The organism is Burkholderia sp. AU19243, from assembly GCF_018148075.1.
GTDB classification, from domain to species: Bacteria; Pseudomonadota; Gammaproteobacteria; order Burkholderiales; family Burkholderiaceae; genus Burkholderia; species Burkholderia latens_A.
Window position 1 is genome coordinate 12,562 of sequence record NZ_JAGSTV010000025.1, and the last position, 26,819, is coordinate 39,380.

The following is a 26,819-nucleotide window of genomic DNA, read 5'->3' on the forward strand; positions in this document are numbered from 1 at the left end:
GATGGGTTTCCTTGGGAAAGCTCGAGTCAAAAGGGACTGCGGGAACTGCGGAAACTACGGGAACTGCATTCAAGCAACCAGTTACGTGCGGCACATCCGCGCATCGGTATCACGGCGCGCGCAAAGGCGCGGCGCACGCAGCCTCCGGGCCCGGGCGGCCCAAGACGTGCGTGCTACCATTGTTCGGTCTTCAATCCCGTCCTTCGATGTTCCAGCAATGAATTCCGAGACCCTTTCGGTGCCCGCTCCGGCGACGCTGACGATCGCCTCGCGCGAGAGCCGCCTCGCGATGTGGCAAGCCGAACATGTGCGTGATGCGCTGCGCAAATTATATCCAGCTTGTGACGTGAAAATCCTCGGGATGACGACCCGCGGCGATCAGATTCTCGATCGCACGCTGTCGAAGGTCGGTGGCAAGGGCCTGTTCGTGAAAGAGCTGGAGAATGCGCTGGCCGACGGCCGCGCCGACCTGGCCGTGCATTCGCTGAAGGACGTGCCGATGGCGCTGCCCGACGGCTTCGCGCTGACCGCCATCATGGAGCGCGAGGATCCGCGCGACGCATTCGTGTCGAACGACTACGCGTCGCTCGACGCGCTGCCGGCCGGTGCCGTCGTCGGCACGTCGAGCCTGCGCCGCGAGGCGATGCTGCGCGCGCGCTATCCGCACCTGAACGTGCTGCCTCTGCGCGGCAACCTCGACACGCGGCTGGCCAAGCTCGATCGCGGAGACTATGCGGCGATCATCCTTGCGGCCGCGGGCCTGAAACGCTTGGGCCTCGACGCGCGAATCCGTGCACTGATCGACGTCGAGGCCAGCCCGCCGGCCGCCGGCCAGGGCGCGCTCGGGATCGAGATCGCCGCGCACCGTACCGACGTCGCCGCATGGCTCGCGCCGCTGCACGACTCGCGGACTGCGCTCGCGGTCGAGGCCGAGCGGATGGTGTCGCGCGCGCTCGGCGGCAGCTGCGAGGTGCCGCTCGCGGCGCATGCGGTGTGGCGGGCAGGCGAGCTTTACCTGACGGGCCGCGTGTCGACGACCGACGGCCGCCGCGTGCTGACCGCCGACGAGTGCGGCGCCGTGATGAACGTCGCCGATGCGCTTGCGCTCGGCCGCGCGGTATCCGACGAACTCGAGGCGCAAGGCGCGCGCGACATCGTCAACGCGTTGCTCGCCGGCTCGCAGGCCGGCAAGGGCGACGCCTGATGGCGGGCGGCGCGCGCGCGTTCACAGCCGTCCTGACGCGCCCGGACGGCCAGTCCGCCGCACTCGCGGCCGAACTGGCTGCCGCCGGCTGCGACGTGCTCGAATTTCCGCTGATCGATATCGCACCGGTCGACGATCCGGCGCCCCTCGATGCTGCGTTCGCGGCGCTTGCCGACTACGCATTGGTGATCTTCGTGTCGCCTAACGCGATCGAGCGCGCGCTTGGACAGTACGGCGCGATCTGGCCGAATGCGCTGCCGGTCGGCGTCGTCGGCCCCGGCAGCGTCGCGGCGCTCGAGCGCCACGGGATCGCGGCGCCCGCGCATCGCGTGATCGCACCGCACGCGCCAGCGGACGGCGGCGTGCCGCACTACGACTCCGAAAGCCTGTTCGCGCGCATCGAGGCCGAGTTCGGCGGCGCGCAGGCGCTTGCAGGCAAGCGCGTGCTGATCGTGCGCGGCGACGGCGGCCGCGAATGGCTCGCCGAGCGGCTGCGCGAAGCGGGCGCCGACGTCACGCTCGTCGCCGCATACCGGCGCGTCGTGCCCGAGCCGCGCATTGGCGCATGGGAGCGCGTGCACGCGCTGCTCGCCGGCGCGCCGCACGCATGGCTCGTCACGAGCTCGGAAGGCGTACGCAACCTGCACGAACTCGCGCGTACGCATCTGAACGACGCGGAGATCGACGCACTGAAGCATGCGCGGCTCGTGACGCCGCACCCGCGCATCGAGCAGACCGCGCGCGCACTCGGTTTTGATAGGATTACGCTGACCGGCGCGGGCGATGAGCGCATCGTCCGCGCGTTTCGAACGATGGCCGACGAGGCCGTCCAACCGGCGACAGCCGCACCGGTGACTAAACGCATGACAGATACCAACGATTCCAAAAGCGTCGCTTCCCAGCCGGCCGCTGCATCCGCACCGCCGTCCAGCCCCCGTTATCTCGCGTCCGAACCGCCCGCACGCCGCGGCGGCAGCGCGGCGCTGTGGTTCGTCGTCGTCGTGCTTGGCTGCGCGGCAGGCGTCGGCGGCTATGCGCTGAGCCGCAAGGTCGACCGGCTCGACGATTCGTTCGTCGCCCGTCAGAAGGCGCTCGATGCGCAGACGGCCGAGATCCGCATGAAGACCGAGCAGGCGCTCGCGAGCACGCATCAGGTCGACACGCAGCTCGCGCAGCTCGACGGCAAGCTCGCCGACGCGCAGAGCGCACAGCAGGCGCTGCAGCAGCAGTATCAGGATCTGTCGCGCAACCGCGACGCGTGGATGCTCGAGGAAGTCGACCAGATGCTGTCGAGCGCGAGCCAGCAGCTGCAGCTGACCGGCAACACGCAACTCGCGCTGATCGCGCTGCAGAATGCCGACGCACGCCTCGCGACGTCGCAAAGCGCGCAGGCCGTCACGGTGCGCAAGGCGCTCGCGCAGGACATCGAAAAGCTGAAGGCCGCGCCGTCGGCCGACCTCACGGGTCTCGCGATCAAGCTCGACGATGCGATCGCGAAGATCGACGCACTGCCGCTGTCGGGCGAGGCGATCGTCCCGCACACGGCGCCGAAGGCCGAGCCGGCCGTCGCCGCGTCGTCGGCCGCGGCCACGCCCGACGAGCCGCGCTGGAAGGTGTGGTGGCATGACTTCTCGGCCGGCCTCGGCCAGCAGCTGAAGGGGCTCGTGCAGGTGCGCCGGATCGACAACGCGGACGCGATGCTCGCGTCGCCCGATCAGGGCTACTTCGTGCGCGAGAACGTGAAACTTCGCCTGCTCACCGCGCGGCTGTCGCTGCTTGCGCGCAACGACACCGCGATGAAGGCCGATCTGCACGCCGCGCAGGCGTCTCTCGGCAAGTATTTCGACCAGGCATCGAAGGACACGCAGTCCGTCGAGGATCTGCTCAGGCAGGTGGACGGCGCATCGCTGACGGTCGCGGTGCCGAATCTGAACACGAGCCTGAACGCCGTTCAGCAGTTCAAGAGCCGGGGGTAACGATGACGCTTCGAGGAATCGTCTGGCTCGCGATCCTGTTCGCGATCGCCGCGGCACTCGCCACCGTCGGCCGTTTCGATGCGGGGCAGGTGCTGCTCGTCTATCCGCCGTACCGGGTCGACGTGTCGCTGAACCTGTTCGTGATCGCCATCGTGGTGCTGTTCATCGTCCTGTATGCGCTGTTGCGCATCGTGCGCAACATTTGGCGCATGCCGCAGCGGGTCGCCGCATATCGTGCGCGTTCGCGTAACGAAAAGGCGTCGGCGTCGCTGCGCGATGCGATCGCGAACCTGTACGCGGGCCGCTTCTCGCGCGCCGAGAAGGCGGCGCGCGACGCGCTTGCGGTCGACGCGAACCAGGGCGCCGCGAGTCTCGTCGCGGCGACCGCCGCGCACCGGATGCACGAATACGCGCGCCGCGACGACTGGTTGTCGAAGGTCGACGCGCCCGAGTGGCAGGACGCGCGGCTGCTCGCCGCGGCCGACATGCGCGCCGATGCGCGCGATGCCGACGGCGCGCTCGCCGCGCTGGCCGACATGCAGGCGGGCGGCAAGCGCATCCATGCACAACAGGTCGCGCTGCGCGCGCAGCAGCAGTTGAAGAACTGGGCCGAGGTGCTGAAGCTCGCGAAGGCGCTCGAAAAGCGCGAGGCGCTGCACCCGGCTGCTGCCGTGCGGCTGCGCCAGCAGGCGGCAGAGAATCTGCTGCGCGAGCGTCGGCATGATCCGGACGCGCTGCTCGAGGTGTGGCAATCGCTGTCGCCGCTCGAGCGCCAGTCGCCGCGTCTCGCCGATCTGGCGGCCGAGTTGCTGGTTGCGCTCGAGCGTCGCCCGGAAGCGCGCCGCATCGTCGAGGAGGCGCTTGCGCACAACTGGGATGCGCGGTTGCTGCGCCGCTATCCGGACACGGCCGGCGGCGATGCGCTGCCGCTGATCCAGAAGGCCGAAGGCTGGAAGAAGGATCATCCGGAAGATGCCGACCTGCTGTTCGCGCTTGGTCGTCTGTGCCAGCAGCAGCAACTGTGGGGCAAGGCGCAATCGTTCCTCGAGGCGGCGCTGAAGCTGGCCGACAACGAGGCGCTGAAGGTGCGCGCGCACCGCGCGCTCGCGCGCCTGTTCGAGCATCTTGGCGAATCCGACAAGGCGGCGAAGCACTACCGCGAAAGCGCGCTCGCGATCACCGTGGTCTGACGCGGCGGCGGTGCGCCGCCGCACGTAACAATGCCCCGAACGCCGTCAGGCCTTCGGGGCATTTTTTGTTCATCGACGATCGGCGCGGCCGCCGCACCGTCGCGCTGCACGCGCCGTTTGCCGGATTACTTGTCGACGAGCCGCTTCGGCACCGACAGCGCGAGCAGGCCGCCGAGCACAAGGAAGCCGGCGAGCATGTACATGCCCGCGTCGTTGGTGCCCGTCGCCTGCTTGAGCCAGCCCATCAGGTACGGGCTCAGAAAACCCGCGAGGTTGCCGATCGAGTTGATCATCGCGATGCCGGCAGCGGCCGCGGCGCCGCCGAGGAACGCGGTCGGCAGGCTCCAGAACAGCGGCAGCGTCGTCAGGATGCCCATCGTCGCCAGCGTGAGGCCGAGCATCGCGAGCGACGTTTCGTGCGCCCAGATCACCGACAGCACGAGCCCCACCGCGCCGAACGCGGCCGGAATCGCCAGGTGCCAGCGCCGTTCGCGGCGCTTGTCCGCGCTGCGCGCGATCAGGATCATCGCGACCACCGCCGCCGCGTACGGCACCGCCGACAGCAGCCCGATCATGACCGTGTCGGTCACGCCGGTCGCCTTGATGATCGTCGGCAGCCAGAAGCCGACGCCGTACAACCCCATCACGAACGAGAAGTAGATCAGGGCCATCAGCCACACGCGCGGGCTCGACATCACCATGCCGAGCGGCAGGTCTTCCTTCGTCGCTTCCTCCGCGTCGACGTTGCGTGCGAGCATCGCCTTCTCGTCGTCGGTCAGCCATTTCGCCTTCGCGATCCGGTCGTCGAGCGCAAAGAACACCAGCACGCCGGCCAGCACCGACGGAATCCCTTCGAGCAGGAACAGCCACTGCCAGCCGTGCCAGCCGCTCACACCGTTGAACGCCTTCAGGATGAACCCGGAGATCGGGCCGCCGATCACGCCGGACAGCGCGACGGCCGTCATGAAGAACGTCGTCATCCGTCCGCGTCGATGGGCCGGATACCAGTAGGTGAGATACAGGATCACGCCGGGGAAGAAGCCGGCCTCGGCGACGCCGAGCAGAAAGCGCATGACGTAGAACATCGCGGGCGTCGTGACGAACATCGTCAGGATCGAGATCACGCCCCACGTCGCCATGATCCGCGCGATCCATACGCGCGCGCCGACCTTGTGCAGGATGATGTTGCTCGGCACTTCGAACAGAAAGTAGCCGAAGAAGAAAATCCCGGCACCGAGCCCGTAGACGGTATCGCTCAGATTCAGGTCGCTCGCCATCTGCAGCTTCGCGAAACCGACGTTGACGCGGTCGAGATATGCGACCACGTAGCACAGCAGCAGTAGCGGAGTGAGCCGCCACGACACCTTGCGGTAGGTTGCTTCCTCGAATGCGCCGGACGAGCCCGGCAGCGAATGCGTCGATGTTGCCATGTTGTCTCCTGTCCTTTCTTGTGGTGGCCGGAGCGGGCGCGGTGCGCCCGATCCGGTGTCGCGCAAAGCACCGACTCCGCGCGAATACGGTGCCGCCCGGCGCAGCCGGCGCGGCGCGAACACGGTCGTGCGGCTAGATGCAGCGGCCGCCGTCGACTTCGAGACAGACGCCGGTGATGAACTCGGCTTCGTCCGATGCGAGGTAAAGCGCCGCGTTCGCGATGTCCTGCGGGGTCGAGAAGCGGCCGAGCGGAATCGTCGCGAGGAACCGGCGGCGATTCTCGGGCGTATCCTCGCAGCCCATGAACTCGGTCATCAGGCCCGTCTCGCCGAGCACCGGGTTGATGCAGTTCACGCGGATCCGGTCGGCGCCGAGTTCTGCCGCGAGCGACTTGCTCGCGGTAATCATCGCGCCCTTCGTGCTGTTGTACCAGACGAGGCCCGGGCGAGGCCGCACGCCGGCCGTGGACGCGACGTTCACGAACACGCCGCCGCCTTGCGCGCGGAAGTAGGGGACGAAGGTCTGCACGCTCCAGAACAGGCTCTTCATGTTGACCGCGTACACGCGGTCGAACTCGGCTTCCGTTACGTCGAGCACCGGCTTGTTGCGGTGGGTGGTGCCGGCGTTGTTCACGACGACCTGCACCGAATGGAAGTCGTCGAGCGCGGCTTCGAGCAGCGCGCGCCAGTCGGCGTCCTTCGACACGTCGCCCGCGACCGCGATCGCCTTGCCGCCAGCCAGCGCGATCTCGCTCGCGACGCGCTCGGCCGCCGCGCCGTTCAGGTCGTTGACGACCACGTTCGCGCCTTCGCGCGCGTACGTCTTTGCGATACCTTCGCCGAAACCCGAGCCGCCGCCGGTGACGATGGCCGTCTTGCCGCTCAACCGCATGGTGTGTCTCCTGTTTTGGACGAGTGCATGGTGTGGCGGTGGCGTGGCCGTCGGTCCCGGCCCGGGCGCCCGATCAGCCGTGCCGGATCGCGATCGTCTTCAGCGCGGTGAATCCGTAAAGTGCCTCGAAGCCTTTTTCGCGGCCGTGGCCCGAGTGGCCGACGCCGCCGAACGGCAATTCGACGCCGCCGCCCGCGCCGTAGTTGTTGATGAACACCTGGCCCGCACGCAGGCGTCGCGCGAGACGCAACTGCCGCGCGCCGTCGCGCGTCCAGATGCCGGCGACGAGGCCGTACGGCGTGCCGTTCGCGAGCGCGACCGCTTCGTCCTCGTCGACGAACCGCATCGCGGCGAGCACGGGGCCGAACACTTCTTCCTGCGCGAGCCGGTGCGACGCCGGCACGTCGCGCAGCAGCGCGGGCGCCTGGTAAAAGCCGCTTTCAGGAGCATCGGCGACGACCTGGCCGTGCGCGGCCATTGGAATGCCGTCGTGCTGCGCGTCGGACAGGAAATCCCACACGCGCTGCTGCTGCTTGGCGTTGATCAGCGGGCCGCAGTCGAGATCCGCGCGGCTCGGGCCGACGCGCAATCCGTTGAACGCGGTCGCGAGCCGTTCGACGAGCGGCTCGTACACCGCGCGCTCGATCAGCACGCGGCTGCCGGCCGAGCAGGTCTGCCCGCCGTTTTGCACGATCGCCGACACGAGCACGGGCAGCGCCGCTTCGAGATCGGCGTCGGCGAACACGATCTGCGGCGACTTGCCGCCGAGTTCGAGCGTGACCGGCACGTGGTTCTCGGCCGCCATCTGCGTGACCAGCTTGCCGGTTGCCGGCGAGCCGGTAAACGAGATGTGGTCGATGCCGGGATGGCGTGCGAGCGCGGCGCCTGCTTCATGACCGTAGCCGGTGACGACGTTGAGCGCACCGGCCCGCAAGCCGGCTTCGGCGGCGAGTTCCGCCACGCGCAGCACCGACAGGCATGCATCTTCGGCCGGCTTCACGACGCACGCGTTGCCGGCCGCAAGCGCGGCGCCGACGCTGCGGCCGAACATCTGCATCGGATAGTTCCACGGCACGATGTGGGCGGTGACGCCATGCGGTTCGCGCACTGTCAGCACCGTGTAGCCGGCGTGATAGGGGAGCGTTTCGCCGTGCAGCTTGTCGGCGGCCCCTGCGTAGAATTCGAAGTAGCGCGCGAGTGCGGCCGCGTCGGCGCGTGCCTGCTTCAGCGGCTTGCCGGTATCGCGGGCTTCGATTGCGGCAAGCTCCTCTAGGTGATCGGCGACGCGCGCTGACAGGCGCATCAGCACGCGGCCGCGCTCGGCGGCGCTCGCGGCGCCCCACGGGCCGGCGAATGCATCGCGGGCGGCGGCGACGGCGCGCTCGATATCGGGTGCGGTGCCGCGCGCGATCGTCGCGAACGGTTGGCCGTCGGACGGGTCGACGACCGGGATTGTCTCCAGTTGCGCGGGCAGTGTCCATTCGCCCGCAATGAAGTGCTTCGCTTCTTCCATGCCTGCTCCTGTCGACCCGAGTTAGCGCTTTAGCGCTTACTCGGGTCCCATGCTTCGCGGTCGACCCGAGTCAGCGCTTTAGCGGATACCCGGGTTCCATGCTCGACGCCGGATTCACGATGCCGCCCACGCGTCGTTGCCCGGACATCCGGAACGATTATCGCGCCGATCGTCATCCGGACGCCACCGGTCGATTGGCTATAATGGCGCATTCCCTGCGGGGACGCCCGCGGCGGTGCATCGGCCGCGGCGCCTCGTCCCGAATTCCCATCGACCAACAGAGAGCGCTATGAGCTTCAATCATGTTCCGGCCGGCAAGGACCTGCCGCACGATTTCAACGTGATCATCGAGATTCCCGCCCAAAGCGATCCGGTGAAGTACGAGGCGGACAAGGAGCTGGGTCTCCTCGTCGTCGACCGCTTCATCGGTACCGGCATGCGCTATCCGGTGAACTACGGCTACATCCCGCAGACGCTGTCGGGCGACGGCGATCCGGTCGACGTGCTGGTGATCACGCCGTTCCCGCTGCTGGCCGGCTCGATCGTGCGTTCGCGCGTGCTCGGGATGCTGCAAATGACGGACGAATCCGGCGTCGACGCGAAGCTCGTCGCCGTGCCGCACGACAAGGTCTGCCCGATGACGGCGAACCTGAAGTCGATCGACGACGTGCCCGAATACCTGAAGGATCAGATCAAGCACTTCTTCGAGCAATACAAGGCGCTCGAAAAGGGCAAGTGGGTGAAGGTCGAAGGCTGGGCCGGCATCGACGCCGCGCACAAGGAAATCGCCGACGGCGCTGCGAACTACAAGAAGTAAGCCGGCTGGCCGGCCTCGCGGCCGGTTCGTTGGCAACGCAAGACCGCGCGTGTCTCGTCAGGAGGCCGCGCGGTTTTGTTTTGTGCGTGCAGCCGCCCGTGCGGCGGCTTTCTTGCGAGCGCGGACGGGCGCACGCACGGCGGCGGCGTCCGGTGTGGAATCGGGTGCGGCTTTCGTGCGCGGCGCACGCGTTGCGCCGCGCGTGGCGGCGACAGGACCACCGGCTTCGACGGTTTCGGCACGAGTCGCTCGCGGCGACGTGCGGCGGCGCGCCGGCGCGGGCGTGGCGCCGGCATGTTCGTTGCCTGCCGGCTTGCCGCCGGTCGCCTGCATCGTTCGTTTCGACGCTGCGCGCGCGGCCGGCTTGTCTTGCTTCGCCGCGGTCCGGCGCGACGCGGTTTTCCTGGCTTCGGCGTCGTCGCCGGTGTTCGCTCGTGGCGCCGCTGTTGCGCCCTTGGCCTTTGCGGAAGCCGGTGGGGATTGCACGCGTTTGGCGGCCTTTGTCTTTGCGGACCCGGACGTTGTTCGCTCATCGCCCGTCTTTGCCGCCTTTGCCGTGTTCTTCGCCGTCCGTTTCGTTTCGGCCGCCTGGGCCGCGACGTCGCCGGCCTGCATTCGCTTCGCCTGCACTTTCCGCGCGCGCGGGCCGGCCGGCAAACCGCTCGCGTCGATGTGCGCGGCGATCGACATCCCGACCGGCAACACCGAATCGAGCGTGCGTATCCCGGCCGCCAGCTCGCGCTTCTGCGCGGCCGTGAGCCGCTTCACCCAGTACTCGGCGCGCGACGCGATCGAGCGGTCGGGCAGCGGAAACGACGCGAGCACCGCGCGCGGCTTGCGCGAGCGCGTGTAGCGCGCGCCCTTGCCGGACGCGTGCTCGTCGAAGCGCGCGGAGACGTCGGTCGTGATGCCCGTGTAGACGCTGTCGTCGGCGCACTCGATCAGATACAGGAACCAGGACATGGCGAGGTGGCGGGATGCGAAGCCGCCAGTGTCTCAGAATTCACGCCGCGCGCGATGCGATTGGCGACCGTCACCGGCCGCGCCGAAACGGATCGTGTTCGCGCAGTTCGTCGACGTACGCGTGGATATGCTCGGTCTCGCGCTCGAGAAAGCGCGCGACCGCATCGGAAAATGCCGGATGCGCAAGCCAGTGCGCGGAATGCGTGACGGTCGGCAGAAAGCCGCGCGCGAGCTTGTGCTCGCCCTGCGCGCCGCCTTCGAACGTGTCGATCCCGGCCTCGATGCAGAATTCGAGCAACTGGTAATACGCCGTTTCGAAATGCAGGCAGGGCACGTGCTCGAGCGCACCCCAGTAGCGGCCATACAGCGTGCCCCCGCGGCCGTTCGCGCCGCGGCGGTAGACGGCGAGCGAACTTGCGATCGGCTGGCCGTCGGCTTCGGCGATGACGAGCAGCAGGTTCTCGGGCATCGTTGCGCCGATCGCGCGGAAGAAGTCGAGATTCAGATACGGGCTGGAATAGTGTTCGCGGTACGTTTGCCGATAGCAGCGCGAGAAGAAGCGCCAGTCGGCATCGGTGATTCGATCGCCGGTGAGCTGCCGGAACGTGACGCCCGCGTCGCGCACCTTGCGCCGTTCTGCACGGATGTTCTTGCGCTTCTTCTGTTCGAGCGTGCCGAGGAAGTCGTCGAAGTCGCGATAGCCGTCGTTGAGCCAGTGGAACTGCACGCCTTCGCGCAGCATCATCCCCATCGATTCGAGCAGCCGCGCTTCGTCGCCGGTCGGGAACAGCACGTGCAGCGACGATACGTCGCTCTGCTCCGCGAACGCGAGCAGCGTGGCCGCGAGCCGGCGCCGCGCGTCGTCGTCGGCCGCGAGCAGGCGCGTGCCTTGCACGGGCGTAAACGGAACCGCGCACAGCAGTTTCGGGTAATAGGGCAAGTCGTTGCGCTGGTACGCATCGGCCCACGCCCAGTCGAACACGTATTCGCCGTACGAATGCTGCTTCGCGTAGACGGGCGCCGCAGCCGCGAGCCGGCCCGTGTGCGCGTCGGTGAGCGTGACGAAGTGCGCCGACCAGCCGGTGTCGTCGACCGCGCAGCGTGCGACGTGCAGCGCGTCGAGGAACTCGTGGCGCAGGAACGGCGTTGGCTGCGCGTCCTGCTCGAGCAGCGCGTTCCATTCGTCGGCCGGCACCTCGGCGGGGGACGACAGGATGCCCGTGCGATAATCGATGCGTTCGTGTTTCAAGCGTGAATCCGTACCGTTGGATGCCGCCGGATGCGTGCCGCCTTGGCTCGCATCCGGGACGATTTCGTCAGCCATTCGAGGCGCGCCGCGGGGCTGCGCCGATCCCGTCATGAAGACCCGACTCGCTCTCGCCCAGATCAACGTCACCGTCGGCGATTTCGCCGGCAACGTCGCGCGTATCGTCGCGGCCGCCCGCGCCGCGCACGACGATGGTGCGCAACTGATGGTCGCGCCCGAACTCGCGCTGTCCGGCTATCCGCCGGAAGACCTGCTGCTGCGCCCCGCGTTCTACACGGCCGCCGCCGCCGCGCTCGATGCGCTCGCCGACGCGCTGCGCGCGTTCGACGGGCTCGCGGTGCTGGTCGGCCATCCGTTGCGCGGTGCGGGCAGCGGTGCGCAGGCGCCCGCCGTCGATGGTAATGCAAACCGCCCGATCGAGCGCGGCGTGCCGCCGTCGGACACGTACAACGCGGTGTCGCTGATCGTCGGCGGCGAGATTGTCGGCACCTACCGCAAGCAGGATCTGCCGAACGCCGACGTGTTCGACGAGAAGCGTTACTTCGCGACCGACACGGAGCCGCTCGTGTTCGAGCTGAACGGCGTCAGATACGGCGTGATCATCTGCGAGGATGCCTGGCATGCGTCGGCCGCGCAGATCGCGAAGGCCGCCGGCGCGCAGGTGCTGTTGATCCCGAACGGTTCGCCGTACCACATGAACAAGGAAGCGCTGCGCGTCGACATCCTGCGCGCGCGAATCCGCGAAACCGGGCTGCCGATGGTGTACGTGAACCTCGTCGGCGGGCAGGACGAGCTCGTGTTCGACGGCGGTTCGTTCGTGCTCGACGGCGACGGCGCACTCGTCGCGAAAATGCCGCAGTTCGACGAAGGCCACGCGATCGTCGAATTCGACGGTGCGCGGCCGTTGCCGGGCAAGATCGCGCCCGAGCTGCCGCTCGACGCACAGGTCTATCGTGCGCTCGTGACCGGCGTGCGCGACTACATCGGCAAGAATGGCTTTCCCGGCGCGCTGATCGGGCTGTCGGGCGGCGTCGATTCGGCGCTGGTGCTCGCGGTCGCGTGCGACGCGCTCGGGCCCGACCGCGTACGCGCGGTGATGATGCCGTCGCGCTACACGGCCGACATCTCGACCACCGACGCGGCGGAGATGGCGCGGCGCGTCGGCGTGCGCTACGACGAGATCGCGATCGCGCCGATGTTCGACGCATTCCGGGCGGCGCTCGCGAGCGAATTCGCGGGCTGCGCGGAGGACGCGACGGAAGAGAACATCCAGGCGCGCATCCGCGGCACGCTGCTGATGGCGCTGTCGAACAAGTTCGGCTCGATCGTGCTGACCACCGGCAACAAGAGCGAGATGGCGGTCGGGTACTGCACGCTGTACGGCGACATGGCCGGCGGCTTCGCGGTGATCAAGGACATCGCGAAGACGCAGGTCTACCGGCTGTGCCGCTATCGCAATGCAACGGCCGACTACGGCTCGCGCGACGTGATCCCCGAGCGGATCCTTACCCGCGCGCCATCGGCGGAGCTGCGCGAGAACCAGACGGACCAGGACAGCCTGCCGCCGTACGACGTGCTCGACGCGATCATGCAGATGTATATGGAGGAGGACCGGCCGCTTGCCGAAATCGTCGCGGCCGGCTATGCGGAGGCCGACGTCGCGCGCGTGACGCGGCTCATCAAGGTCAACGAATACAAGCGCCGCCAGGCGCCGATCGGGATTCGCGTCACGCACCGCGCGTTCGGGCGCGACTGGCGCTATCCGATCACGTCACGCTTTACCGAGCGTCTCGGCTGAGTCGAGACGCGCCGTCCGCGGCCGGCGCGGGCTTACACTTACGGCTTACAATCGGGACCGCGATTTTCCATCCAAACGAGCATTGAGGGACAACCATCATGAAACGCATCACAGCCATCATCAAGCCGTTCAAGCTGGACGAAGTCCGCGAAGCGCTCGCCGAAGTGGGCCTGACGGGCCTGACCGTGACGGAAGTGAAGGGCTTCGGCCGCCAGAAGGGGCACACCGAGCTGTATCGCGGCGCCGAATACGTCGTCGATTTCCTGCCGAAGATGAAGATCGAGGTGGTCGTCGCGGAAGCGCAGGTCGATCAGGTGATCGACGCGGTGATCGGTGCGGCCCGCACCGGCAAGATCGGCGACGGCAAGATCTTCGTGTCGGACGTCGAGCGCGTGATCCGTATCCGCACCGGCGAAGAGAACGAAGCGGCGGTCTGAGGATCGCGCCCGTTCATTCGGTTGCGCGGCGCTCGCTTCCTGGCCGCTTTCCAGCCGCTTGAACCGCGCGGGCCGCGGGATGCGCGAGCATGGCCCGCCAATAAAAAAAGGTGCGATACCCGGGTGGGTACCGCACCGATACGCGCCTCTCGCAGCAGCGTGGAAAGTGTTGTCGATTCGTTCTCTGAACGGCGCCTGATCAGAACAGGTGCTGGATGCCGGCGTAGACGCCGGTCTGGCTGCCGCCCGGATGCGGGTTGCCGGTCGACACGGCGGTGCCTGCACCGTTCGCGTTCAGGCCGAAGTTGGCCGTCGAGCTGTTGCGCACCGTCGCGACCTGGACGTCGAACAGCGTGCGCTTCGAGATGTTGTACGAACCGCCGACCGTGTAGATGTTCGCGTTGCCGCCGCCGTGGTTCGCGTTCACGTGGTACACCGCCGCGATCAGCGCTGCGGCCGGCGTTGCCTGCCACGTCACGCCGCCCCAGACCTGTTGCGTGCCCGTCACGCCGGCGTTGACCGCCGGGCCGCCGCTGCCGTCGGCGTGCGATGCCTGGTAAGCCGCCTGAAGCTTGAACTGGCCGAGGAACACGTTCACGCCGGCGAAGTATTCGCGCGAGTAGTTGAACACGTCCGAGAAGCGGCCGTTGCTGTCGCGCGTTTCGTCGTAGATGCCGCGCAACTGGAACAGCGAATTCGTATAGGTGACCTGACCGCCCATGGCGCGGCCCGGTTGGCCGGCCGTCGTATTGCCGTTGAAGCTGGTCGAGTTCGAGAACGAGAACTGGCCGTAGAAGTCGAGGCCATACAGCGACGGCGACTGGTACGACACGTTGTTGCTGGTCTTGTTCCAGTTGCGGCCGCGCACGAGCGATGCCGTCGACCATGCCGACTGACCGAACGGATCGAAGTCCCACACGCCGTTCGCGATCGCGAGTTCGCGACCCAGCAGCAGCGTACCGTAGCGGTCGTTGGAGATGCCGACGGTCGCGAAACGATCCCAGATCGAGCCGCTGAAGCCGCCCGTCATCGTGTTGAACGCGCCTTCGAGGTGGAACAGGATCTTGTTGCCGCCACCGATGTCTTCGCTGCCCTTCAAGCCCCACAGGCTCGTGCCCCAGTCGCCGCTTTCCGCGCGCACTTGGTGGCCGTTCTGCAGGCCGTTCAGGTACTCAAGGCCGGCATCCAGGCGACCATACAGCGTCACGCTGCTCTGCGCGTGCGCCGTAACCACCCCAGCAGCCATCAGCGCGGCCGCGACCAAAGCTTTCTTCATCATCTCCTCCATACCCTGTCAAAAAGTCAACCCAGACTGCACGAGATGCCCGGCGCAGCGAACGTCGGGCAAAAGCGAAAAGCGGGATAACCAGGGAGACCTCGTGCAGGGCCGGTAAGCGCGGCACGCGGGCAAGCGGACGGAAAACCGTTGAGCGGTCCCGCGCGGCCGGGTCGGCTTGCGGGGTCTCCTTGTTGTGTCGTGAAGCTAAACTACATTTCACGACTTTCGTTTTGCTACTTTGGTTACTAATTTAGCAAAAATACAATTTTGTGGCGACGGAAATCGTTGTTTGACTAACACGTGTCGCCAATTTGCCATGCAACACGGTGCGCGGTGGGTGCCGGACGGGGCGTCGGGGGCAGGAAAACCCTTGTCCGACAAGGCAGACACGGTTTCGGCGAGCGTGGGTCAAGGATTGCCACTATTGACGACGTGGCGGCCGCGAGCGTAAGCGCGTCTCGGTGTGAATTGGTAAGTATTTCGTAATAAATTGACGACGCTTCGGAGGCGCCGTGCGGCGCGCTGAACGCGAGTGGCTCGGGGTGCCGCCGGCTGCTGCGCGAGCGTCCCGGCCTCAATCGAGCGCCGGCCGTGCAGCGAGCAACTGCGCGCGCAGCCAGCGGTGCGCGTCGGTGCGCGCATGCTTCGCGTGCGAGTACACCTTGATCGTGTAGCGCGGAATCTCGAACGGCGCCGGGAAAATGCGGATCGGCGCCGCACCGCGCAGCGTCTGTGCGGCGCGGTTCGGCACCGTCATCAGCAGCGCAGATTCCGCGATCACGAACGGGGCGGCGAGCACGGTCGGCAGTTGCACGGCGACCTGCCGCGCGAGACCGAGCCGGTCCAGCACGTAGTCGACTACGCCGCGCGGCTCGTTCCACGGCGTGACGACCGCGTGTCGCGCGGCCAGATACTGGTCGAGCGTCAGCCGCCGGCGGATGTCCGGGTGCGTGGCGCTCGCAATGACCACGTAGTCGTCAGAGAACCAGTCGAAATCCTCGATGCCAGGCGCGTCGGCGGCCGATTCCTCGTGGTATCCGAGCGCGAAATCGATCCGGCCGGCCGCGAGCTCGTCGATCGAGATCTTTCGGTCCGAATGAACGACGCGGATCTTCAGCCGCGGCGCGACCCGCTCGATGCGCGCGAGCAATGCGGGCAGCACGGCGAATGCCGTGTAGTCGGTCGCGGCGAACACGAACGTGCGGTCGCTTTGCGCCGCATCGAAGCGGCGTGCGCGGGAAAGCCCTTTCGACATCGTGTCGAGCGCGTCGCCGGCCCAGCTGGCAATGTCGTCGGCGCGCACGGTCGGCTGCATCTCGTTGCCGAGCCGCACGAACAGAGCGTCGCCGATCGCATCGCGCAGCCGCGCGAGCGCATGGCTCAGCGCGGACGGGCTCATCGCCAGCTCGTGGGCGGCCGCGGCGACCGACCGGTGGCGGTACAGCGCGTCGAACGCAAGCAGCAGGTTCAGGTCGAGCCGGCGCAGGTCGGGATGCATCATGTTCATGTCTCGATGAAGAAACTGCACTTCCTGCAGTTCAGGCGTGACCGTAGCATGTCGACTTGACCTGCGCCACCCGCGATCGCGGGCGCCGCATTCCGTATTCAGCCCGGGCCGGGGAGGGCCCCAATCGTGCAAATCGACATCCGTTCCGCTACCGTCGCCGACGTGCCGCAAATCCTGCGTTTCATCACCGAGCTGGCCATCTACGAGAAGGCCGAGCATGAAGTGATCGCAACGCACGCATCGCTCGAGCGCAGCCTGTTCGGCGAGGACACGCCGGCGCGCGCGCTGATTTGCGAGGTCGACGGCGAGCCGGCCGGCTTCGCCGTGTATTTCTTCTCTTATTCGACGTGGCTCGGCCGCCAGGGGCTGTATCTCGAGGATTTGTACGTATCGCCGCGCTTTCGCGGCGCGGGCGCCGGGCTGCGGCTGCTGAAGGCGCTCGCGCGCATCGCGGTGGACACCGGCTGCGGGCGCTTCGAATGGAGCGTGCTCGACTGGAACGAGCCCGCGATCCGCTTCTACGAAAGCGTCGGCGCGGCGCCGCAGAGCGAATGGGTACGCTACCGGCTCGCGGGCGACGCGCTGCGCGCGTTCGCCCACGCCGCGCCGGTCGACGCCGCGTAAACGCAAAGCGGGCGCCGGATGGCGCCCGCTCGTGCTGCGTAACGCGCGGCGCGTTACTTCAGGCTGCCCGACAGGAACGCGCGCAGGCGCTCGCTCTTCGGATTCGCGAACACCTCGGACGGTACGCCTTCTTCTTCCACGCGCCCCTGGTGCAGGAACATCACGTGGTTCGACACGTTGCGCGCGAAGCCCATCTCGTGCGTGACGACGATCATCGTGCGGCCTTCCTCAGCGAGCTTTTGCATCACCTTCAGCACTTCACCGACGAGTTCCGGATCGAGTGCGGAAGTCGGTTCGTCGAACAGCATCACGTCCGGATGCATTGCGAGCGCGCGCGCGATCGCGACGCGCTGCTGCTGGCCGCCCGACAGGTGCGACGGATACTGCTTTTCGACGCGCGGCGCGAGGCCGACTTTCTCGAGATACTCGCGCGCGCGATCCTCGGCTTCCTTCTTCGGGATTCCGAGCACGTTGACGGGCGCTTCCATCACGTTCTCGATCACGTTCATGTGCGACCACAGATTGAAGTGCTGGAACACCATCGACAGCTTCGTGCGCACGCGCTGCAGTTGCTTCGGATCGGCCGCGCGCAGCGCGCCCGTCTTGTCGAGCGCGGTCCGGACTTCCTCGCCGTCGACGAAGATGCGGCCCGCGTTCGGCTGCTCGAGGAAGTTGATGCAGCGGAGCATCGTGCTCTTGCCGGAACCGGACGAGCCGATCACGCTGATCACGTCGCCCGAGTTCGCCTTCAGCGACACGCCCTTGAGCACCTCGTTGTCGCCGTACCGCTTGTGGAGATCGTCGACGAAAAGCTTTTGAGTCTGGGAATTCATCAATATTCCTGCGGAAACTTACTTGCCTTGCGGGCGCAGATACGCGAGCCAGCGACGCTCGGCCTGGCGGAACAGCCACACGAGCGTGAACGAGATCACGAGATAGAGCAGGGCGGCGATGCCGAATGCGTGGAACGACATGTACGTCGCCGAGTTGACGTCGCGCGCGATCTTCAGGATGTCGGGCACGGTCGCGGTGAACGCGACGGTCGTCGCGTGCAGCATCAGGATCACTTCGTTGCTGTACAGCGGCAGCGAACGGCGCAACGCGGACGGCAGGATCACGCGGCGATACATCGTGAAGGTCGACATCCCGTACGCGCGGGCGGCCTCGATCTCGCCGTACGACGTCGCCTTGATCGCGCCCGCGAAGATCTCGGTGGTGTACGCGCAGGTGTTCAGCGTGAACGCGAGCAGCGTGCAGTGCATGCCGTCGCGGAAGAACGCATCGAGCAACGGCGTGCCGCGTACGATCTGCAGGCTGTAGAGGCCGGTGTAGCAGAGCAGCAACTGCACGTAGAGCGGCGTGCCGCGGAACACGTACGTGTACAGCCACACGGCGCCCGACAGCCACTTCTTCTTCGACACGCGGGCCACCGCGAGCGGCACCGACAGGCAGAAGCCGAGGCCGATCGACACGACGAGCAGCCACAGCGTGATCGCGACGCCGGTGATCCGGAAGCCGTCGGTGTAGAGGTAGTTGCGCCAGTATTCTTGAATGAGTTCGATCATAGGTCAGCCTTGCGGACACCGGTCGAGTAGCGCTTTTCGAGCCACATCAGCACGAAATTCGAGATCGTCGTGATCGCGAGGTAGACGGCGCCGGCGATCAGCGTGAAGAAGAAGAACCGCAGCGTGCCTTTGCCGGCGTCCTGCGACGCCTTCACGACGTCCGCGAGGCCGATGATCGACACGAGTGCGGTCGACTTCACGAGCACCTGCCAGTTGTTGCCGATGCCCGGCAGCGCGAAGCGCATCATCTGCGGGAACATGATGCGCGTGAACACCTGCCAGTTGGTCATCCCGTACGCGCTGCCGGCCTCGAGCTGGCCGCGCGGCACCGACAGGAACGCGCCGCGGAAAGTCTCGGTGAAATATGCGCCGTAGATGAACCCCAGCACGAGCACGCCCGCGAGGAACGGGTCGATGTCGATCTGGTCCCAGCCGAGCGCGTCGGTCGCGACGTTCAGCCAGATCTGCAGGCTGTAGAACAGCAGCAGCATCAGCACGAGATCGGGGACGCCGCGGATCAGCGTCGTGTAGACGGTGCCGACGCCGTTCGTGAAGCGGTTGCGCGACAGCTTCGCGCCCGCGCCGAGCAGGCCCAGCACGAACGACAGCGCGAGCGAAAGCACCGCCAGTTTGACGGTCTGCCAGGTGCCGGCGAGGATCAGCGGGCCGTAGCCTTGTAGAAACATATGTGGTCCCTGGTGTGGTCCCGGAGGGCGCACGCGGTGCGCCCGGAAAGACGCGCCCGCCATGCTGCGCGGAACGCCCCCGTGCGTATCATCGCCGTCCGCCCCCGGCATCGGTGCCGGTCAGGCCCGTCGCGCGAAGCGTCGGGCGATCGGGCGGGCGGCGCGCGGTTGACTGCCTGTGTTGCCCGGACGCGGGGCCGCCCCCGCATCCGCTCCCATCGTTGCAGCTCAGCGAGCCGAATAGACGCTGAACGCGAAATACTTGTGCGACAGCCGGTCGTACGTGCCGTCCTTGTGCATGTCGGCCAGCGCCTTGTTGATCTTGAGCTTCAGATCGGTGTCTTCCTTGCGCAGGCCGATCGCGGTGCCGTCGCCGATCGTTTTCGGATCCTTCACTTCCGGTCCGGCAAATGCGAAACCCTTGCCGCGCGGCGTGCGCAGAAAGCCGTAGTCGGCCTGGAGCTCGTCCTGCAGCGTCGCATCGAGGCGGCCCGAGCCGAGATCGGCATAGACCTGGTCCTGGTTCTGGTAGGGCACGATCGTCACGCCCTGCGGTTCCCAGTACGCCTTTGCGTACGATTCCTGCGTCGAACCCTGCTCGACGCCGACGCGCTTGCCCTTGAGCGACGCGACCGTCGGCAGCAGCGGCGAGCCCGCCTTCGCGATCATCCGCGCGGGGGCGTCGTACACCTTGTCGGAGAAGTCGATCTGTTCGCGGCGCTTGTCCGTGACGGTCAGCGACGACACGATGACGTCGTACTTCTTCGCCTTCAGCGCCGGGATGATTCCGTCGAGATCTTGCGCGACCCACACGCACTTCACGTTGATCCGCTTGCAGATTTCCTTGGTGAGATCCACGTCGAAACCGACGATCTCGCCGCTAGGCGCGGTCGACTCGAACGGCGGGTAGCTCGCATCGACGCCGATCCGCACGGTCTTCCACTCTTTCGCGAAGGCGCTGCCCGCCACGAGGGCGAGGGCGGCGCACAGGGCGGCCTTCTTCATTTCCATGCTGTTGTCGCTCACTTCCGGGGGGCGCTCGCGGCCGGTCGTGTCGGGCGCCGCGGCGTATTCTAGACGGCCAAAAATCGTGTTTCGGCGCGCTGGCAACGGCATCCGCCGGACGGGCGGACGCCAAAAGGGCGGTATTTTACCCGAACGCGATACCCGGAAAACGGCAATCCGGCACAACCGATCGATTCCTCGAACCGGCTGTTGCTGCGGTGGTGGTATTCACAACGAGTATTGCGCCGATTGGGCGCGTGAATGCAACGATGCGGTGCGCGGGCGGCGGATTGTGGCGCGCACGGCGCGCCCCTAGAGTGCAGGTAAACCCGAACCAAGAATACCCGCCTGCCGGAGTGCCGCCCCATGTTCCAGATCCGCCGCGCCGCCGACCGCTGCCATACGCGTCAGGGCTGGCTCGAATCGAGCCACAGCTTCCCGCTCGCCGGCCACGCGGCAACCCAGCATCCGCCGTTCCGCGCGCTGCGCGTGCTGTGCGAGGACCGGATCGCGCCGACCCGCGGCTTTGGCATGCAGCCGCGCCGGGATTTCGAAATCGTCACGTACGTGCTGGATGGCGCACTTGCGCATCGCGACAGCCTTGGCAATGGCGCGATCGTACGCGCCGGCGGCGTCCAGCGGGTGAGTGCGGGCACGGGCCTCGTGCACAGCGAGACCAATGCGTCGCGCGATCGCGCACTGCACCTGCTGCAGATCTGGCTGCAGCCGGCCGAACCCGGCGGGCGGCCGGGCTATGCGCAGCGGCATTTCGCCGACGCCGACAAGCGCGGCCGCTTGCGGCTCGTCGCATCGTCGGACGGCGACGACGGCGCGTTGCCGCTGCGCGCGGACGCACGGATCTTCGCCGGGCTGATCGACGGCGACGAGGAAGCCGCATTCGACGTGCCGGTCGCGCGCCAGGCCTACGTGCATGTCGCGCGCGGCGACGTGGAAGTCAACGGACATGCGCTGGCCGCCGGCGACGGTGTGCGGATCGCGGGCGTCGACACGGTCGCGTTCGCACGTGGCCGCGCGGCCGAGGTGCTGCTGTTCGACGTCGCGTGAAATGAAAGGGGGACGCGGCCCCGGGCGCCCGCGTCCCCCTCGAAGCCGCCCTGCAAGGCGGCCAGCCGGCTTACTGCGCCGGTGCCGACGCGGCCTTGGCCGCGCGGTGCTGCTCCCAGCGTTGCTTCATCTTCTCGTGACGCTGCTCCATCTGCGCGAACTGCTGCTTGAGCGCGGTGCTGACCGTCGTCTTCTGCTGGTCGTTCAGCCCGTTGTAGAACGCCAGCCATGCGGCCGCGCTTTGCTCGCGCAGCTGCGCGTTCTGCTGCTCGGCCTGCTGGCGGGCCGCGTGCATCGCGTTCAGGTCGAGGATCGGCTGATTCTGCTGCGCCTTGAATTGCTCGCGCATCTGCTCGTGGCTCTTGCGCATCGCTTCATGGTTCTGCTTCATCGTGTTGACGGCCGTCTGCCACTGCTGTTCCTGCGACGCGTTGAGCTTGAGCTGGTCGTGCAGTTTCATGAGCACGCCGAACGGGCCGCCTTCATGGCCGGGGTGCATCTGGTGCATGCCGGGGCCGCCCGGCGGCGGCATGTCGTCGGGCTGCGCGGCATGCGCGGCGCCGAATGCGAGAGCGAGCACGGTGGCGGCCGCAATGGCCACGCGGGAAGTCTTCTTATACATTTCGGAAACTCCTTGAATCGAAAGGTCCGGCGATACGGTGCGCGGGGTGGTCCGCATGCCGCATCCGGTAAGACGCAGGTTAGCGGTGCACCCCCGGCCCGGTGTTACGCGGGATCGCCGCCGGGTTACCGAGCATTACAGTTCCCTTGCGCGGTAACCCGCAGTAACCCTTTCGCACCTTTGTATCGTTCTTCGACTCCGCGCTCGCGCGCTAAACTTCCAGCCATGACTACCCAGATCCTCATCGTCGACGACGACCAAGAACTCCGAGACCTGCTGCGCGACTATCTCGTGCGCCAGGGGATGGAAGTGTCCGTGCTGCACGACGCGGCGTCGCTCGAGAAGCGCCTCGAGCGCGAGCGGCCCGACCTGATCGTGCTGGACCTGATGATGCCGGGGGTGGACGGCCTGACCGCGCTGCGCCAGTTGCGCGCGGCCGGCGACGACATCCCCGTGATCATGCTGACCGCGCGCGCGGACGACGTCGACCGCATCGTCGGCCTCGAACTCGGCGCGGACGACTACCTCGGCAAGCCGTTCAATCCGCGCGAGCTGCTTGCGCGCGTGCAGGCCGTGCTGCGCCGCCGCCGTGCGACGCCTTCGGCTGCGGCGCCCGAGCAGCGCGAGCCGTTCGCGTTCGGCCGCTTCGTGCTCGACTTCCAGGCGCGCACGCTGTCGGTCGACGGCAAGCCGGCAACCCTGTCGAGCAGCGAATTCGCGCTGCTGAAAATCTTCGTAAACCACGCGCTGCGCACGCTTACGCGCGAGCGACTGCTCGAGCTGCTGCACGGGCCCGAGTACGACGGCACCGATCGCGGCATCGACGTCCAGGTGTGGCGACTGCGCCGCATCCTCGAAACGGATCCGTCGACGCCGCGCTTCATCCAGACGGTGCGCGGGCGCGGGTACGTATTCGTGCCCGACGGCGAGGCCCATGCGCAAACCCATTGATTCACTGTTCGGGCGACTGGCCCTGCTGGTCGTCGGCGTGCTGCTACTGTCCCACTTCGCGTGGTTCTTCGCGATGCGGCTCGAGCGCCACCAGATGCAGACGCGTTACGCGGTCGAGGAGGCCGCGTTCCTCGTCGATGCGGTGCGCCAGCACGTCGAGCGCACGCCGGACCAGCCGCTGCCGTCGCGCGTGCGGCTCGTGGCGCCGGACAGCCCCGACGTTCCGAAGGGCGACGCGTCCAACCTGCCGGCACCGCTGAAGCGGTTCCGCGACGACGTGAGCGACCGGATGCCGCCGGGCACGCAGGTCGCGATCGGCGCGCCGGGCCATCCGCCGGTGCTGTGGGTCAAGGAGCCGACCGACCGGAACTGGATCGTCGTGCCGGTGCAGCCGCTGCGCCCGCCGCGTTCGCTCGACCGGATGCTGCTGTGGCTCGGCACGATCTTTTCGGCTGGCGTGATCGCCGCTCTGTTCGCGGCGTGGCAGCTGCAGCAGCCTCTGCGCTCGCTGGCGCGCGCGGTCGCGCGCTTCGGCCGCGGCCAGCCGGTGCCGCCGCTGCGCGAGCGCGGGCCGCGCGAGCTGCGCCAGCTCACGCACGGCTTCAATCAGATGGTCGAGCAGGTGTCGCAAGCGGAGAACGACCGCGCGGTGATGCTGGCCGGCGTCGCGCACGACCTGCGCACGCCGCTCGCGCGGATGCGTCTGCGCGCCGAGATGATGGATGACGCGCGGCTGCGCGATGGCGTCGTGCGCGACGTCGACTCGATGTCGCACATCGTCGACCAGTTCCTCGTGTTCGCGCACGGCGGAGCCGATCGCAGCGAGCCGGTGCCGGTCGACCAGACCTGCGAGCGGATTGCGCGCAGCTATCGTGCGGTCGCGCCGAACGCGCCGCCGGTCGAGACGCATCTGGCCGCGGACGGCGCCTTCCGGCTGCCGACCGCGACGCTCGACCGGATTCTGTCGAACCTGCTCGACAACGCGCATGCGTATGGTGCGCCGCCCGTGTTGGTCGAGACGGCGCGCACGCCGGCCGGTTATGTGCTGTCGGTCAGTGACAGCGGGGGCGGGATCGCGCCGCGCGACCTGGCGGCCGCGACGCGGCCGTTCGTGCGGCTCGACCCTGCGCGCGGCGGGAACGGCCACAGCGGGCTCGGGCTCGCGATCGTCGAGCGGCTCGTGCAACGGCTAGGCGGGACCTGCGAGATCGGCAACCGTCCCGAGGGCGGCCTGCGCGTCGCGATGACGTTTCCGTTCGACGTGGTGCCGAAGGACGAGCCTCACGCGCAGGCCGCGTAAGCGGCCAATGCGGCGCCTGCCCGGCAGGCGCCGCGCGGCATCATTCGCCGAACAGTGTGCCGAGCGTTTCGGCGGCGTTGCTGTCGATGGTGTTGTAGGTCACGCTCGTGGCCTCGAAGATATAGACGGTCGTGTAGCGGCCGAGGCGCTCCAGGATTTCCTCCTGCAGCGATTCCGGCACCACGTTCATGTTCAGGTACCACGCCGTCGACGACAGCCGGGTCTGGAACGACCCGTATTCCTGCATCAGCTCGTAGAACGCATCGGCGTCCTGATCGCGGCAGACGATCACCAAATTTCCTGCCATTCCCTTCCTCCCGCTGGTCGGTCGATGCCCGGCGGCGGTCGGTCGACCGATGCCGGGGGCCAGCCCCGATCATACCTGCTTCGCTTGACCGTCCGCTGACGGCCGGCCCGGTTTGCGCCCATGTGCGGCTGCCGGGTTCCCGGCCGGCCCGGATCACGGCATAATTCGGGGCCTGCATGCCGGCCGACAGACTGCGGCCGGGCTGCTCCGCACCGCGCCGCGCGCCGTCCGCACGCGCGCCGGGCACGATCCGTGCGCCGCCCGGCGCCGCGCCTGGCCCCGGACGGTTGAACCTGAAATACAGGTTGGTGTAGTGTCGTGCCGTCGCGGCCCGACTCGGCCTGCCGGGGCGCAGCCTGAACGCACGGCGCGTCGCGCCGGCGTGAAATCGTGAATCAATCGAATTACCGCGTCGAATTACCGCGCCCGTGCGCTTTGCCATGAATCAACATCGTCTGCCGGCTTCGTTCGGCCTTACCGGGGAGGGCGCCTGATGGACGTCGGATTCTTCAATCCGAACCGGACCGCCAACGCGTCCGCGTGGCGCGTCCTGCCGAACCGATGGGACTTCATCGCGTTCCCGCTGATCATCTGCCTGATCGCGATGGCAGTTGTCGGCTTCCATGAAACGATGGCGCCGATCGGGACCCTCCAGACCCAGAGGATTTCGCTCGATCCGGCGAACCTGCCCGAATACGCGTTGCGCACCACGCTGCGGATGCTCGCCGCGATGGTCGCGTCGCTCGCGTTCACGCTGGTGTACGGCACGCTCGCGGCCAAGAGCCGCCGTGCGGGCATGGTGCTGATCCCGGTCCTCGACATCCTGCAATCGGTGCCGGTGCTCGGCTTCATCTCGTTTACGGTCACGTTTTTCCTCGCGCTGTTTCCGAGCCGCGTGCTCGGCGCCGAGCTCGCCGCGATCTTCGCGATCTTCACGAGCCAGGCATGGAACATGACGTTCAGCTTCTACCAGTCGCTGCGCACGGTGCCGCGCGATCTGGACGAAGTGTCGCGCGGCTTCCATCTGACGTCGTGGCAGCGGTTCTGGAAACTCGAGGTGCCGTTCTCGATGCCGGGGCTGATCTGGAACATGATGATGTCGATGTCGGGCGGCTGGTTCTTCGTCGTCGCGTCGGAGGCGATCACCGTCGGCAACCAGACGATCACGCTGCCGGGCATCGGCGCATATCTCGCGCAGGCGATCTCGGACAAAAACCTCGGCGCGATCGGCTGGGTGATCCTGACGATGACCGTCGTGATCCTCGCGTACGATCAGTTGCTGTTCCGGCCGCTGATCGCGTGGGCCGACAAGTTCCGGATGGAGAACACCGCGTCTGGCGACGCGCCGCAATCGTGGCTGCTCGACCTGGTGCGCCGCACGCGGCTGATCCATCAGCTGCTCGTGCCAGCCGGCTGGTTCTTCGCGAAGGCCGCGCGGATTCCGCTGCGCCTGCCGCTGTCGGGGGCGATGCGCTTTACGCTGCCGAAAGTCGAGAAGAAGGCGTCGCGCACGGTCGACATCGCATGGGCGGCGCTGTTGCTGGCCGGCACCGCGTACATCGTGTGGCGTGTCGTCAGCTTCGTCGCGACCGGCGTGACGATGGCCGAGGTTGGGCACGTGATCATGCTCGGGCTGATCACGTTGTTGCGCGTGGTCGTGCTGATCGCGATCGCGTCGGTGATCTGGGTGCCGGTCGGCGTGTGGATCGGGCTGCGCCCGAAGCTCGCCGAGAAGCTGCAGCCGCTCGCGCAGTTCCTCGCCGCATTCCCGGCCAACCTGCTGTTCCCGGTGTTCGTGATCGTGATCGCACGCTTTCACCTGAACGCCGACATCTGGCTGTCGCCGCTGATCGTGCTCGGCACGCAGTGGTATATCCTTTTCAACGTGATCGCCGGCGCGACGTCCTATCCGAACGACTATCGCGAGGCGGCGACGAACTTCCGGATCCGCGGCTGGCAATGGTGGCGGCAGGCGATTCTGCCCGGCATCTTCCCGTACTACGTGACCGGCGCGATTACCGCGTCGGGCGGCGCGTGGAACGCGAGCATCGTGTCGGAAGCGGTGCAGTGGGGCACGACCCGGATCGAGGCGCACGGCCTCGGCGCGTATATCGCGCAGACCACTGCCGCCGGCGACTTCCCGAAGATCATCCTGGGCATCGCCGTGATGTCCCTGTTCGTTACCCTGTTCAACCGCCTGTTGTGGCGCCCGCTGTATGCCTTCGCCGAAGCGAAGCTGCGGCTCGACTGAGACCGATTGAGAGCGAAACGCGATGCACAATCCGAATGCTGTAAACGCCCCTGTCCAGACGTCCCAGCCGCTTCAGCCGCCGCGCCTCGGCGACGAAATCCTGCGCGTCGACCACGTGAGCCGCGGCTTCAACAAGACGCAGGGCGAGCTGCTCGTGCTCGACGATGCGA

The 26,819-nt window shown here is 67.4% G+C and carries 24 protein-coding genes and 2 pseudogenes; 13 read left to right on the forward strand and 13 right to left on the reverse strand.

Translation table 11 applies throughout. The features are described 5' to 3' along the window. Positions 1-217 precede the first annotated feature (217 nt). Genes hemC through KDW55_RS28265 form a run of 3 tightly spaced genes read left to right on the forward strand, consistent with a single transcriptional unit; the run spans position 218 to position 4,370 of the window. Positions 218-1,204, forward strand: coding sequence for a hydroxymethylbilane synthase (hemC, locus tag KDW55_RS28255; protein WP_069241632.1), 987 nt, complete (start codon positions 218-220; stop codon positions 1,202-1,204). Continuing rightward, positions 1,204-3,180, forward strand: a complete 1,977-nt coding sequence (gene hemDX, locus KDW55_RS28260) for a fused uroporphyrinogen-III synthase HemD/membrane protein HemX (protein ID WP_212161820.1) — start codon at positions 1,204-1,206, stop codon at positions 3,178-3,180. Before hemC ends, hemDX begins: the two co-directional genes overlap by 1 nt. 2 nt (positions 3,181-3,182) lie before the next feature. Then, complete coding sequence (locus KDW55_RS28265; protein WP_040141382.1) at positions 3,183-4,370, forward strand: heme biosynthesis protein HemY; 1,188 nt, start codon at positions 3,183-3,185, stop codon at positions 4,368-4,370. A gap of 125 nt (positions 4,371-4,495) precedes the next feature. Here KDW55_RS28265 and KDW55_RS28270 read toward each other — a convergent pair whose 3' ends face one another. The 3 genes from KDW55_RS28270 to KDW55_RS28280 all read right to left on the reverse strand — a co-directional run bounded on the left by KDW55_RS28270 (position 4,496) and on the right by KDW55_RS28280 (position 8,205). Further along, positions 4,496-5,800, reverse strand: a complete 1,305-nt coding sequence (locus tag KDW55_RS28270; protein ID WP_212198135.1) for an MFS transporter — start codon at positions 5,798-5,800, stop codon at positions 4,496-4,498. A gap of 133 nt (positions 5,801-5,933) precedes the next feature. Continuing rightward, positions 5,934-6,692, reverse strand: coding sequence for an SDR family oxidoreductase (locus KDW55_RS28275; protein ID WP_040141378.1), 759 nt, complete (start codon positions 6,690-6,692; stop codon positions 5,934-5,936). Positions 6,693-6,765: 73 nt separating this feature from the next. Continuing rightward, positions 6,766-8,205 (reverse strand): aldehyde dehydrogenase family protein, encoded by a 1,440-nt coding sequence (locus tag KDW55_RS28280; RefSeq protein ID WP_212161819.1) that lies wholly within the window; start codon positions 8,203-8,205, stop codon positions 6,766-6,768. Between the two features lie 289 nt (positions 8,206-8,494). On the opposite strand from KDW55_RS28280, the gene ppa reads away from it, so the two are divergent. After that, a complete protein-coding gene (gene ppa, locus KDW55_RS28285; protein ID WP_011885693.1) occupies positions 8,495-9,022 on the forward strand; it encodes an inorganic diphosphatase in 528 nt (175 codons plus the stop codon). Positions 9,023-9,176: 154 nt separating this feature from the next. Continuing rightward, positions 9,177-9,875, forward strand: coding sequence for a hypothetical protein (locus KDW55_RS29810; RefSeq protein ID WP_349252613.1), 699 nt, complete (start codon positions 9,177-9,179; stop codon positions 9,873-9,875). Here the strand turns inward: KDW55_RS29810 and KDW55_RS29815 are convergent. Both KDW55_RS29815 and KDW55_RS28295 read right to left on the reverse strand, forming a co-directional pair. Next, positions 9,824-9,985, reverse strand: a pseudogene (locus tag KDW55_RS29815) (GIY-YIG nuclease family protein); the annotation flags it as partial. The gene KDW55_RS29810 and the pseudogene KDW55_RS29815 sit on opposite strands and share 52 nt — an antisense overlap. Positions 9,986-10,055: 70 nt before the next feature. After that, positions 10,056-11,234: a GNAT family N-acetyltransferase gene (locus KDW55_RS28295; protein ID WP_212148861.1), complete on the reverse strand. Its 1,179-nt coding sequence runs from the start codon at positions 11,232-11,234 to the stop codon at positions 10,056-10,058. A gap of 109 nt (positions 11,235-11,343) precedes the next feature. On the opposite strand from KDW55_RS28295, the gene KDW55_RS28300 reads away from it, so the two are divergent. Both KDW55_RS28300 and KDW55_RS28305 read left to right on the forward strand, forming a co-directional pair. Continuing rightward, on the forward strand, positions 11,344-13,050 hold the full coding sequence (locus tag KDW55_RS28300) for an NAD+ synthase (RefSeq protein ID WP_069241628.1): 1,707 nt from the start codon (positions 11,344-11,346) through the stop codon (positions 13,048-13,050). A gap of 98 nt (positions 13,051-13,148) precedes the next feature. Next, positions 13,149-13,487 (forward strand): P-II family nitrogen regulator, encoded by a 339-nt coding sequence (locus tag KDW55_RS28305; RefSeq protein ID WP_006398637.1) that lies wholly within the window; start codon positions 13,149-13,151, stop codon positions 13,485-13,487. A 199-nt stretch (positions 13,488-13,686) separates the two neighbouring features. On the opposite strand, the gene KDW55_RS28310 is transcribed toward KDW55_RS28305, so the two are convergent. Both KDW55_RS28310 and KDW55_RS28315 read right to left on the reverse strand, forming a co-directional pair. Further along, positions 13,687-14,766 carry a porin gene (locus tag KDW55_RS28310; protein ID WP_040144770.1) on the reverse strand — a complete coding sequence of 360 codons (1,080 nt, stop codon included), beginning with the start codon at positions 14,764-14,766 and terminating at the stop codon, positions 13,687-13,689. A gap of 574 nt (positions 14,767-15,340) precedes the next feature. Then, a complete protein-coding gene (locus KDW55_RS28315) occupies positions 15,341-16,267 on the reverse strand; it encodes a LysR family transcriptional regulator (RefSeq protein ID WP_212161817.1) in 927 nt (308 codons plus the stop codon). Between the two features lie 132 nt (positions 16,268-16,399). Between KDW55_RS28315 and KDW55_RS28320 the strand changes: the two genes are divergently transcribed. After that, positions 16,400-16,897, forward strand: coding sequence for a GNAT family N-acetyltransferase (locus tag KDW55_RS28320; RefSeq protein ID WP_040141369.1), 498 nt, complete (start codon positions 16,400-16,402; stop codon positions 16,895-16,897). A gap of 53 nt (positions 16,898-16,950) precedes the next feature. Here the strand turns inward: KDW55_RS28320 and KDW55_RS28325 are convergent, their stop codons facing one another. The 4 genes from KDW55_RS28325 to KDW55_RS28340 form a co-directional block, all read right to left on the reverse strand. After that, positions 16,951-17,730, reverse strand: coding sequence for an ABC transporter ATP-binding protein (locus KDW55_RS28325; protein ID WP_069241627.1), 780 nt, complete (start codon positions 17,728-17,730; stop codon positions 16,951-16,953). A gap of 18 nt (positions 17,731-17,748) precedes the next feature. Further along, positions 17,749-18,462, reverse strand: a complete 714-nt coding sequence (locus tag KDW55_RS28330) for an ABC transporter permease (protein WP_040141366.1) — start codon at positions 18,460-18,462, stop codon at positions 17,749-17,751. Further along, positions 18,459-19,148, reverse strand: coding sequence for a histidine ABC transporter permease HisQ (gene hisQ, locus KDW55_RS28335; RefSeq protein ID WP_040141364.1), 690 nt, complete (start codon positions 19,146-19,148; stop codon positions 18,459-18,461). The genes KDW55_RS28330 and hisQ overlap by 4 nt, the downstream gene beginning before the upstream one ends. 228 nt (positions 19,149-19,376) lie before the next feature. Beyond that, the gene (locus KDW55_RS28340) at positions 19,377-20,153 is read right to left on the reverse strand and encodes an ABC transporter substrate-binding protein (protein WP_040144768.1); all 777 of its coding nucleotides are present in this window, start codon (positions 20,151-20,153) and stop codon (positions 19,377-19,379) included. Positions 20,154-20,519: 366 nt separating this feature from the next. Here KDW55_RS28340 and KDW55_RS28345 point away from each other — a divergent pair, with 366 nt between their 5' ends. Then, positions 20,520-21,218 carry a pirin family protein gene (locus KDW55_RS28345; protein WP_209820790.1) on the forward strand — a complete coding sequence of 233 codons (699 nt, stop codon included), beginning with the start codon at positions 20,520-20,522 and terminating at the stop codon, positions 21,216-21,218. A 70-nt stretch (positions 21,219-21,288) separates the two neighbouring features. On the opposite strand, the gene KDW55_RS28350 is transcribed toward KDW55_RS28345, so the two are convergent. Further along, a complete protein-coding gene (locus KDW55_RS28350; protein WP_040141361.1) occupies positions 21,289-21,840 on the reverse strand; it encodes a periplasmic heavy metal sensor in 552 nt (183 codons plus the stop codon). Between the two features lie 225 nt (positions 21,841-22,065). Here KDW55_RS28350 and KDW55_RS28355 point away from each other — a divergent pair, with 225 nt between their 5' ends. Then, positions 22,066-22,791 (forward strand): response regulator, encoded by a 726-nt coding sequence (locus KDW55_RS28355; RefSeq protein ID WP_039319657.1) that lies wholly within the window; start codon positions 22,066-22,068, stop codon positions 22,789-22,791. Beyond that, positions 22,775-24,091, forward strand: a complete 1,317-nt coding sequence (locus KDW55_RS28360) for an ATP-binding protein (protein WP_040141360.1) — start codon at positions 22,775-22,777, stop codon at positions 24,089-24,091. The genes KDW55_RS28355 and KDW55_RS28360 overlap by 17 nt, the downstream gene beginning before the upstream one ends. 40 nt (positions 24,092-24,131) lie before the next feature. On the opposite strand, the gene KDW55_RS28365 is transcribed toward KDW55_RS28360, so the two are convergent. Beyond that, on the reverse strand, positions 24,132-24,398 hold the full coding sequence (locus tag KDW55_RS28365) for a hypothetical protein (RefSeq protein ID WP_027786765.1): 267 nt from the start codon (positions 24,396-24,398) through the stop codon (positions 24,132-24,134). A 493-nt stretch (positions 24,399-24,891) separates the two neighbouring features. Here KDW55_RS28365 and KDW55_RS28370 point away from each other — a divergent pair, with 493 nt between their 5' ends. Together KDW55_RS28370 and KDW55_RS28375 are read left to right on the forward strand one after the other, a co-directional pair. Continuing rightward, positions 24,892-26,649 carry an ABC transporter permease subunit gene (locus KDW55_RS28370; RefSeq protein ID WP_040141359.1) on the forward strand — a complete coding sequence of 586 codons (1,758 nt, stop codon included), beginning with the start codon at positions 24,892-24,894 and terminating at the stop codon, positions 26,647-26,649. A 22-nt stretch (positions 26,650-26,671) separates the two neighbouring features. Continuing rightward, positions 26,672-26,819, forward strand: a pseudogene (locus KDW55_RS28375) (nitrate ABC transporter ATP-binding protein); the annotation flags it as partial.